Raw genomic sequence first — 9,371 nt, forward strand, 5'->3', positions numbered from 1 at the left:
GCCGCCCCGTGTCGGTTCCGGGGTGGGTGCGGTGGGACTGGGTCCGGCGGCGCGACGCGGGAACGCGGAGGAGGCGAGGGCCATCAGGTACCGCGCCTCCGAAGCAGCCAGAAGCCGCCGACGCCGCCCACGACCAGCGCCAGGCCGCTGACCAGCTCCGCCGGATTGCCCGCGACCGAGCCGCCGAGGCCGGTCGTCACCGCACCGTGCGGGGCGACCTGCTGGCTGCCCGCACCGGACTGGCCGAGCGAGCCGGCCCACTCCCCCGCCGCCTTGCCCCAGTCGCCGACGCCGTTGTCGGGGCCGGCGGCCGTCACGGTGGTGACCGTGACGCTGGTCGAGAAGGCGCCGCCGTCCGGGCAGGTGCCGTCGACCTTGCTGTCCCCGGAGTGCCGGGAGGCCAGCCGGGCGGAACCGGTGTGCTTGCCGTCGGCGCCCAGGGTGAGCGTCGCGGGGCCGCCCTCGAAGGCGGCGGAGTGGGCGGCGATGGTCTTGGCGTCGGGCTTGTCCGACTTCTCGCAGGAGACCGTGACCCTCACGGTCTGGCCCGGTGCGGCCCGGGTCGGGCTGACCGAGGCCGCACCGTCCCTGGCGGATGCGAAGGGGGCCGTCAGACCGGTCAGCACCGTCGCGCCGATCAGGGCGGCGGCGGCCGTACGCATGGGGCGCATGCCGGAACCTCCGGGATTCTCGGGCGCAGTCGGGGACTCCCATGTCCACGTGGTCTTTCAACTGCGCCCGGTCATTCACCGACGGTAGGCAGGCACCTCGCGCCCGGCCACCGCTCAGGACCGTTCGAGCGACGGCCCGTCACCCAGCGTGACTATCGTGACTCAGAGGTCGAGGTCGACCACGACTGGGGCGTGGTCCGAGGTGCCCTTGCCCTTGCGGGCCTCGCGGTCCACGTAGCTGTCGGTGACCGCGTCCACGAAGGGCTTGTTGGCGTAGGTGAGGTCGATCCGCATGCCCCGGTTCTTCGGGAAGGCCAGCTGGCGGTAGTCCCAGTAGGTGTAGGGGCGGTCGTACTTGAGCGGGCGCGGTAGCACGTCGTGCAGGCCGATCCCGTCGAGCGCCTCCAGCGCGGCACGCTCGGTGGGGGTGACGTGGGTGAGGCCCTCGAAGGCGGCGACGTCGTAGACGTCCTCGTCGGCGGGGGCGATGTTGAAGTCCCCGAGGACGGCGAAGGGGCGCGGGCCGGCCGCGTCCTCGACGGACGCCCTGCGCAGCGCCTCCAGCCACTCCAGCTTGTACTGGTAGTGCGCGTGGCCGACCTCGCGGCCGTTGGGCACGTAGACCGACCAGACCCGGACCGGGCCGCAGGTGGCGGCGATCGCACGCGGCTCGACGTCGGGCAGCATGGCGCCGTCGGCGAGGAAGCCGGGCTGGTCGGGCAGGCCGCGCACGACGTCCTCCAGGCCGAGCCGGGAGACGATGGCGACGCCGTTCCACCGGCCGGTGCCGTGCGCGGCCGTCTCGTAGCCGAGCTCGCGGACCTCGTCGTACGGGAAGGCGTCGGCCGCGCACTTGAGCTCCTGGAGGCAGAGCACGTCGGGCTTGGCGCTCTCCAGCCACTCCAGGAGCTTGGGCAGCCGCGCGGTGACGGAGTTGATGTTCCAGGTGGCGATGCGGACGGTCACGGCGGGCGGCCTTCCCGGTGGTTCGGTCGGTACGGACGGGGGTGGACCCCGAGGGAGGCCCACCCCGAACATACCGCCCGCCGCTGACAGGCCGATCCGATCAGCCCGCGGGTCGGACCACCGCGGCCGAGCCGCCGCCGCGCCGCACCGGTTCGGCGGCGGCCACCCAGCGGCCGTCCGGCAGCCGCTCCACGCCGGTGGCGGCGCCGATCTCGGCCACGGACGTGAACCGGTGCCCGAGACCCTCCAACCCGGCCCGCTCGGGCAGCGCCAGGAAGCCGGGCTCGGCCTGGGTGGCGACGGTGTTGCGCTGGCTGGCGCGCGGAGCGGCGATGGCCTGCTCCAGGCTCAGGCCCCGGTCGAGGCGACCGAGCAGCACCTGCAGGGTGGTGGTGATGATGGTCGCGCCGCCGGGGCTGCCGGTGGCCAGCAGCGGCTCGCCGTCGCGCAGCACGACGGTCGGGGACATCGAGGAGCGCGGCCGCTTGCCCGGGCCGGGCAGGTTCGGGTCGGGCACGCCCGCGGTGAGCGGGGCGAAGTCGAAGTCGGTCAGCTCGTTGTTGAGCAGGAACCCCCGGCCGGGGACGGTGATGCCGCTGCCGCCGGTCTGCTCGATGGTGAGGGTGTACGAGACGATGTCGCCCCAACGGTCCGCGACCGTCAGGTGGGTGGTGTTCGGCCCCTCGTACGGCTCGGCGACGGCCTGGCCGGTGTCGGCGCAGTCGGCCGGGTGGCGCGGGTCGCCGGGGGCGAGCGGGCTGGTGAGGGCGCGGTCGGGGCTGATCAGGCAGGCCCGGGAGGCTGCGTAGCGCTCGGAGAGCAGTTGCCTGGTCGGGACGTCGCTGAAGGCCGGGTCGCCGACCCACCGGTTGCGGTCGGCGAAGGCGATCCGGGAGGCGTCCAGGAAGTGGTGGTAGTACTGCGTGCCGCTGTAGGTCGAGAGGTCGCCGTCCTCCAGGACGTGGAGCGCCTCGCCGACGGTGGTGCCGCCGGAGCTGGACGGGGCCATCGAGTAGACGTCGTAGTCGCGGTAGGCGACGTGGGTGGGCGCCTGGCGGCGGACCTGGTAGGCGGCCAGGTCGGCGGTGTCGACCTTCCCGGGACGGGCGTTGCGGCCGGAGGCCGGGTCGACTGGCGGGTGCTGCACGGCGTTGACGATGTCCTTCGCCAACTCGCCCTGGTAGAAGGCCTTCACGCCGTCCTTGGCGAGCAGCCGGTAGGTGGCGGCGAGGTCGGGGTTGCGCAGCACGGTGCCGACCTCGGGGGGCTTGCCGCCGGGCAGGTAGAGCTTGGCGGTGGCCGGGAAGTCCTTGAACCGGTCGTAGTTGTCGGCCGTCTGAGCGCGGAAGGTGTCGTCGACGACGAAGCCGTTCTCGGCGATCCGCTCGGCGGGTTCGAGGTTCTGGGCGAGCGAGCGGGTGCCCCACTGGCGCAGCGCGGAGTCCCAGGTGGCGGGGGTGCCGGGGACGCCGACGGACAGGCCGCTGGTGACGGCGTCGGCGAAGGCCAGCGGCTTGCCGTCCTCCAGGAACAGCCCGCTGTCGGCCGTGCGGCCGGCCACCTCACGGCCGTCGATGGTGTGCACCCGGCCGGTGGCGTGGTCGTAGTAGACGAAGTACCCACCACCGCCGATCCCGGACGAGTACGGTTCGGTCACCCCGAGCGCCGCCGCGGCCGCGACCGCCGCGTCCACGGCGTTCCCGCCCCTGCGCAGCACCTCGATCCCGGCCGCGGTCGCGTCGGCGTCCACACTGGCCACTGCCCCGCCCCACCCCACCGCCTCCGGCACCTTCGGCGGCGGCGCCGCGGCCCCGGCCGGCCCGGTGGTGGCCCATATCAGAGCGGTGGCGATCAGCAGTGATGGCGCGAGGCGGGTCAGAGCCCTCATCCGAGTCCTCCTGATTCGACGTCAACTCATCAGTTGTTCCACAAGAGACATGATCCGACAACCACACTGCGCAGCTACCGACGGGTAGTTGACGGATCGACGGAAAGGGCGGGGCAGGGAACAGAAAACAGCTGACAGATTTCATCGAACAGAAGACGAAATCTGTTGGATGAAATCTGTCAGCTGCAAGTTGCCCGCCGCCGAAGCGCGCGGCAAGTGCCTGCCCCTACAGCGCGCTGCGCTCCACCCGCCGTCGCTTGATGGTGCGGAAGCGTCGGGCGACCTGGCGGGCCAGGTCGGCGGCGCCGACGAGGCCGGCCTCGTTGCCCAAGGCGGCGTGGACGATCGTGGCCTCGGGGCGGAAGCCGCGGCCGGTGAGGGTGCGACGGAAGGTGTCGCGAGCAGGGCCGAGGAGGAGGTCGCCGGCCTCGGAGACGCCGCCGCCGATGACGAAGCGGCCCGGGTCGAGGGCGGCGGCCAGGTTGGCGATGCCGACGCCGAGCCAGGTGCCGACCTCGTAGAGCAACTCGGTCGCGGTCGGGTCGCCGCCCTGGGCGGCCTCGGTGACTAGCGGGCCGGTGATGCCCTCGACCGCGCCGCCCGCCCGGGCGAGCAGCGGCTGCACCACCGGGGACTCCTCGGCGACCAGCTCACGGGCGTCCCGCACCAACGCGTTGCCCGAGGAGTACTGCTCCCAGCAGCCGCGGTTGCCGCACGGGCAGCGGTGGCCGCCGGGCACCACCTGCATGTGCCCGAACTCGCCCGCCAGGCCGCACTTGCCCCGGTCGACGTAGCCGTCCCGGACGACCGCGCCACCGATGCCGGTCCCCAGGGTGAGCATCACCATGTGGTCCTCGCCGCGGCCCGCGCCGAACCGCCACTCGGCCCAGGCGGCCGCGTTGGCGTCGTTCTCCACGATCACCGGGAACCGCAGCCGCTCGCTGAGCGCCTGCTGGAGCGGCTCGTTGCGCCAGTTGAGGTGCGGGGCGAAGAGCACCCGGGAACGGTCGGCGTCGACCCATCCGGCCGCGCCGATGCCGACCGCGTGGACGTCGTGCCGGTCGGCGAGCTGCAGCACCAGCTCGACGATGACGTCCTCGACGACCTTGGGGCTCTTGCTCTTGTGGGGGGTGTCGGTGCGCAGCTTCTCCAGCACCTTGCCCTCACCGTCGACGACCCCCGCGACGACCTTGGTGCCGCCGATGTCGACGCCGATGGTGGGCAGCCGCAGTATCCCCGCGGGCAGGGCGCGGCGTCGGCGCTCGGCGCGCGGGCCGAGGCCGAGCAGGGTGGGCAGGACGGCCGGCCGGGTGCTGCCTTGGGGGCTGGTCACGGCTGCGGACGCTCCTCACTGGACGTGGTGTCGTTCGGTCGGGCCAGCTCGTGCGAGAGCTCGGCGAGGTCGGAGCCGCCCGCCATCTCGGTGGTGAGCTCCTCCAGACCGATCTCGGCGCGCGGGTGGCTGCCGGCCATCCGCCCCCGCTTGAGCAGGGTGAAGTGGTCCCCGACCAGGTAGGCGTGGTGCGGGTTGTGGGTGATCAGGACGACCCCGAGCCCGGCGTCGCGGGCCGCGGTGACGTACTTGAGCACCACCCCGGACTGCTTGACGCCGAGCGCCGCGGTCGGCTCGTCCAGGATGAGAACCCTGGCGCCGAAGTGCACGGCGCGGGCGATCGCCACGCACTGGCGCTGGCCACCGGAGAGGGTGCCGATCGGCCGGTCGACGTCGTGCAGGTCGATGCCCATCTTCGCGAGCGCCTCGCGGGTGGTGGCCCGCATGCCGTCGGCGTCCAGGCGCAGGCCGCCCCAGCGGCGCACGCCCTGCTCGGAGCCGAGGAAGAAGTTGCGCCAGACAGGCATCAGCGGGACGACCGCGAGGTCCTGGTAGACGGTGGCGATGCCGCGGTCCAGGGCCTGGCGCGGGGAGTCGAAACGGACCTCGTCGCCGCCGATGGTGTAGCTGCCCTCGTCGTGCTGGTGCAGCCCGGCGATGATCTTGATCAGGGTGGACTTGCCGGCCCCGTTGTCGCCCAGCACGCAGCTGATCTCGCCGGCCCGCAGGGTGAGCGAGACGTCCTGCAGCGCCCGGACCGTCCCGTAGGTCTTGCCGACACCTTCCAGGGACAGAAGCTCGTCGCTCATGCACCCACCTCGCTTCGCTCGGCAGGGGCGTTCGCCCACACGCGCCTCTCGATGATCCGCTCTCCCCCAGCCTCCGGCCGGGGGTACCCCGATCGCTCACTCATCGCGGTCCCCGTTCCGCCTGGCGCTTGACGTAGGCGTTGAGCAGCGCGGCCAGCAGCAGCATCGCGCCGAGGAAGAACTTGAACCAGTCCGGGTTCCACTGGGCGTAGATGATCCCCTTGCCGGCCATGCCGAAGATCAGCGCGCCCAGCGCGGAGCCGACCACCGAGCCGTAGCCGCCGGTGATCAGGCAGCCGCCGATGACCGCCGCGACGATGTAGATCAGCTCGTTGCCGACGCCCTCGCCGGACTGCACGGTGTCGAAGGAGAACAGCAGGTGCTGCCCGAGCACCCAGGCGCCGAAGCCGACGCCCAGGTAGAGCACGGTCTTGGTCCGTGCGACCGGCACGCCGACCGCGCGGGCGGCGGCCGCGTCGCCGCCGACGGCGAAGATCCAGTTGCCGAAGCGGGTGCGCATCAGCACCCAGCTGCCGACCACCAGCAGGCCGAGCCACCACCAGACGGTGGCCTTGATCGCCAGACCGCCGATGTTCACCTCGGAGGCGAACAGCCAGCGGCACGTCTCGAAGCCCTGCATGTCCGCGATCGACTTGGTGGAGACCGTCCCGGAGATCGCCTTGGTGACGCCCAGGTTGGCGCCGGTCAGCATCAGGAAGGTGCCCAGGGTGACGATGAAGCTGGGCAGCTTGGTGCGGCCGAGCATCCAGCCGTTGAACCAGCCGATCGCCAGGGTGGTCGCCAGCGAGACCAGGACGCCGACCCAGGTGATCGCGGTGAACTGGTACGAGACCATCGAGGAGGTCAGCGCGGCGGTGGTGACCAGGACGCCGGCCGACAGGTCGAACTCGCCGCCGATCATCAGCAGCGAGACCGGCACGGCCATGATCCCGATGGTGGACGCCGCGTAGAGCACGGTGCCCAGCGAGGAGACCCGCAGAAAGGGTTCGGCGACGACGGCGAAGACCGCGAACACCGCGACGGCGGCGATCAGCGAGCCGAGCTCCGGGCGGGCGAGCAGCCGCCGCAGGGCCGCCGGGCGGTCCTGAACAAGCAGGTCCGGGGTGCTCGGCGCGCTCACCTGGTCCCCCTCGCGACGTACTCGGCGAGCGCGTCGGCGTTGTCCTTGGTCAGGATCTGCGGGCCGGTCGCGACGGGCTTGCCGCCGCCGAGCATGTCCAGGTTGGACTTGTACAGCCAGAGCAGGTCGACGCCCTCGTAGCCCTGGAGGTAGGGCTGCTGGTCAACGGCGAAGCCGACGCTGCCGGACTTGAGGCCGGCCACCACCTGCTGGCCGAGGTCGAAGGTGTCCAGCTCGACGTTCCGGTGGGCGTCCTGGGCGGCCTGCAGCCCGGTGGCGGCCATCGGGCCGGAGAGGGTGAGCACGGTGTCGATGCCGGGGTCGGCCTGGAGCTTGGCGGAGATCGCGGCGCGGGCGTCAGGCATGTCGACGCCGTTGACGTAGAGGACCTGGAAGGCGGCGCCGGACTTGGACTGGGCGCCGGAGCAGCGCTGCTCCTGGCCGACGTTGCCCTGCTCGTGGATCACACAGAGCACGCTCTTGCGGCCACGGGAGGCCAGCTCCGCGCCGGCCGCCTGGCCAGCCGTGGTCTCGTCCTGGCCGATGTGGGTGAGCGCGCCGAACTTGGCGGAGAACTCCTGGCCGGAGTTGATGGTGATCACCGGGATGCCGGCCGCCTCGGCCTTGCCGAGGACGTCGGCCATGGCGTCCCCCTTGGCGAGGGTGACCAGCAGGCCGTCGACCTTCTGGTCGATGGCGGCCTGGACGAGCTGGACCTGGTTCTGGGTCTGCGCGTCGTTGGAGTACAAGAAGGTGATGTTGTCCTTGGCGGCAGCCTGCTCGGCGCCCTTGCGCACGCTGTCCCAGAAGGCGTCGCCGGCACCGGCGTGGGTCACCATGGCGACCTTCCAGCGCGGGGTGGTGACGGCGCTGCCGCCGGCGGCCGCGGCCTTGGCGCGGGCCTCCTCGGCGCGTCTGCCTCCGGTACTGCTGCAACCGGCCGCGGTGACCGCGAGGGCCAGGACGGCGCACACGGGCCAGAGGCGGCGGGACGGGCGAAAGCGGGTTGTGCTCATCCCCATAGTCTCTCTGGCCCGGCCGCACGGGATCGCACCGCCTCGCCCGGTGCCGCGAACGGCACGGGTTGTAAGGTGCCTCGGGGGACCTTCCTGGTAGTTCGCTGAGCATCTGGTCCGGACCACGGCCGTCCGGGTGGCAGACTAGGCGCCGATCCGAAACAGGGGCATCACGGCAACGTGATGTTCCTCTCAGGTTCCGCACAGATTCGGACGGCAACCGATCACCGGTTCTCAGCCGTCTGATGCCATTGACGTGCGTCCGGGCGAGTGGGGCCCGGGCGGCGAGCGACCCCGGATACGAGAACTTGATGGAACTGACAGGTACGCCATTCTTCATCCTCACCGTCATCCTTGTGCCGGTCTCCATCACAGTGGCGTTGCTGTTCTGGGGGAAGGTGCGCGGCCCCCAACCGGTGCAGATCCTCTCCCGGCTCGTCATGATCATGTTCTGCCAGGTCACGGCTGTGCTGATGGTCTTCGTGATGGTCAACAACGCCAACCTGATCTACGGCAACTGGGACGACCTGCTCGGCACCGGTGACCACGTCCGCGCGGTGCCCCCGGTGCCTCCGGCGGACCCGGCCGCGGGCACCGCCCAGAACGGCCAGTCCGGCGACGCTGGCAAGCAGCCGCCGAAGGTGCTGCAGAAGTTCGGCGGCGTGAACGACCCGGCGGTGCCCGGCGACGTCCAGAAGACCGATCTCAAGGGCCAGGTCTCCGGCGTCGACGGCGAGGTGCTGGTCTGGCTGCCGCCGCAGTACAACGACCCCGCGTTCAAGGACAAGAAGTTCCCGGTCGTCGAGCTGATCCCGGGCTACCCCGGCTCGTCCTCCACCTGGTACGGCACCCTCAAGGTGTCCGAGCAGCTCAAGCCGCTGATGCAGCAGGGCAAGGTCGCCCCGTTCATCCTGGTCTCGCCGCGCACCCTGCTGCTGGACAACCACCAGGACGCGGGCTGCACCAACATCCCCGGCAAGATCAACGCCGACGCCTGGATCACCCGCGACGTCCCGCAGATGGTGATGGACAACTTCCGCGCCGACCCGTCGTCGGACCGCTGGGCGATCGCCGGCTACTCGGCCGGTGCCCACTGCGCGGCCAAGCTCTCGGTGGCCCACCCCAACCGCTACCGGGCCGCCATCGCGATGTCCGGCTACAACGACCCCGGGGCCGAGCAGGACTCGCTGGTCGGCAAGGACCCGAAGCTGCGCGAGGCCAACAACCCGGTCAACATCCTCAAGACCGCCCAGCAGCCGCCGAAGGTCGCCCTGCTGGTCAGCGGCGCCAAGGGGGACGGCTACGAGGACGCCCAGGCGATCGCCGCCGCGGCCAAGGATCCGACCAAGGTCCAGGTCGAGGAGAGCACCGGCCCGCACACCACCGACATGTGGAAGCGGATGGTCCCGAGCGCCTTCGAGTGGCTGACCACGATCATCCCCGCACAGTAGTGACCGACCGTCACGGCCGAGGCCGAGACGACGACCCGCCGTCCGTCCACCGGCATGTCCGCGCGCTCCGCCCGTGGAACCTGTGCCCGCCCTGTC

The 9,371-nt window shown here is 71.7% G+C and carries 8 protein-coding genes; 1 reads left to right on the forward strand and 7 read right to left on the reverse strand.

Annotation, left to right across the window (positions count from 1 at the left end; translation table 11 throughout):
• Window positions 1-83: 83 nt before the first annotated feature.
• The 7 genes from ACWC9T_RS39350 to ACWC9T_RS39380 all read right to left on the reverse strand — a co-directional run bounded on the left by ACWC9T_RS39350 (window position 84) and on the right by ACWC9T_RS39380 (window position 7,830).
• A complete protein-coding gene (locus ACWC9T_RS39350; protein WP_449825846.1) occupies window positions 84-671 on the reverse strand; it encodes a hypothetical protein in 588 nt (195 codons plus the stop codon).
• Window positions 672-833: 162 nt separating this feature from the next.
• A complete protein-coding gene (locus ACWC9T_RS39355) occupies window positions 834-1,637 on the reverse strand; it encodes an exodeoxyribonuclease III (RefSeq protein WP_449825847.1) in 804 nt (267 codons plus the stop codon).
• A 100-nt stretch (window positions 1,638-1,737) separates the two neighbouring features.
• Window positions 1,738-3,525: a gamma-glutamyltransferase gene (ggt, locus tag ACWC9T_RS39360; protein ID WP_449825848.1), complete on the reverse strand. Its 1,788-nt coding sequence runs from the start codon at window positions 3,523-3,525 to the stop codon at window positions 1,738-1,740.
• 226 nt (window positions 3,526-3,751) lie between these two features.
• Window positions 3,752-4,858 (reverse strand): ROK family glucokinase, encoded by a 1,107-nt coding sequence (locus ACWC9T_RS39365; protein WP_449825849.1) that lies wholly within the window; start codon window positions 4,856-4,858, stop codon window positions 3,752-3,754.
• Complete coding sequence (locus tag ACWC9T_RS39370) at window positions 4,855-5,667, reverse strand: ATP-binding cassette domain-containing protein (protein ID WP_449825850.1); 813 nt, start codon at window positions 5,665-5,667, stop codon at window positions 4,855-4,857. Before ACWC9T_RS39370 ends, ACWC9T_RS39365 begins: the two co-directional genes overlap by 4 nt.
• 100 nt (window positions 5,668-5,767) lie before the next feature.
• On the reverse strand, window positions 5,768-6,808 hold the full coding sequence (locus ACWC9T_RS39375) for an ABC transporter permease (RefSeq protein WP_449825852.1): 1,041 nt from the start codon (window positions 6,806-6,808) through the stop codon (window positions 5,768-5,770).
• Window positions 6,805-7,830 carry a substrate-binding domain-containing protein gene (locus ACWC9T_RS39380; protein ID WP_449825853.1) on the reverse strand — a complete coding sequence of 342 codons (1,026 nt, stop codon included), beginning with the start codon at window positions 7,828-7,830 and terminating at the stop codon, window positions 6,805-6,807. The genes ACWC9T_RS39375 and ACWC9T_RS39380 overlap by 4 nt, the downstream gene beginning before the upstream one ends.
• A 305-nt stretch (window positions 7,831-8,135) precedes the next feature.
• Here ACWC9T_RS39380 and ACWC9T_RS39385 point away from each other — a divergent pair, with 305 nt between their 5' ends.
• Window positions 8,136-9,275, forward strand: coding sequence for an alpha/beta hydrolase (locus tag ACWC9T_RS39385; RefSeq protein ID WP_449825854.1), 1,140 nt, complete (start codon window positions 8,136-8,138; stop codon window positions 9,273-9,275).
• The last annotated feature ends 96 nt before the right edge of the window (window positions 9,276-9,371 follow it).

This window comes from Kitasatospora sp. NPDC001159 (genome assembly GCF_053598235.1).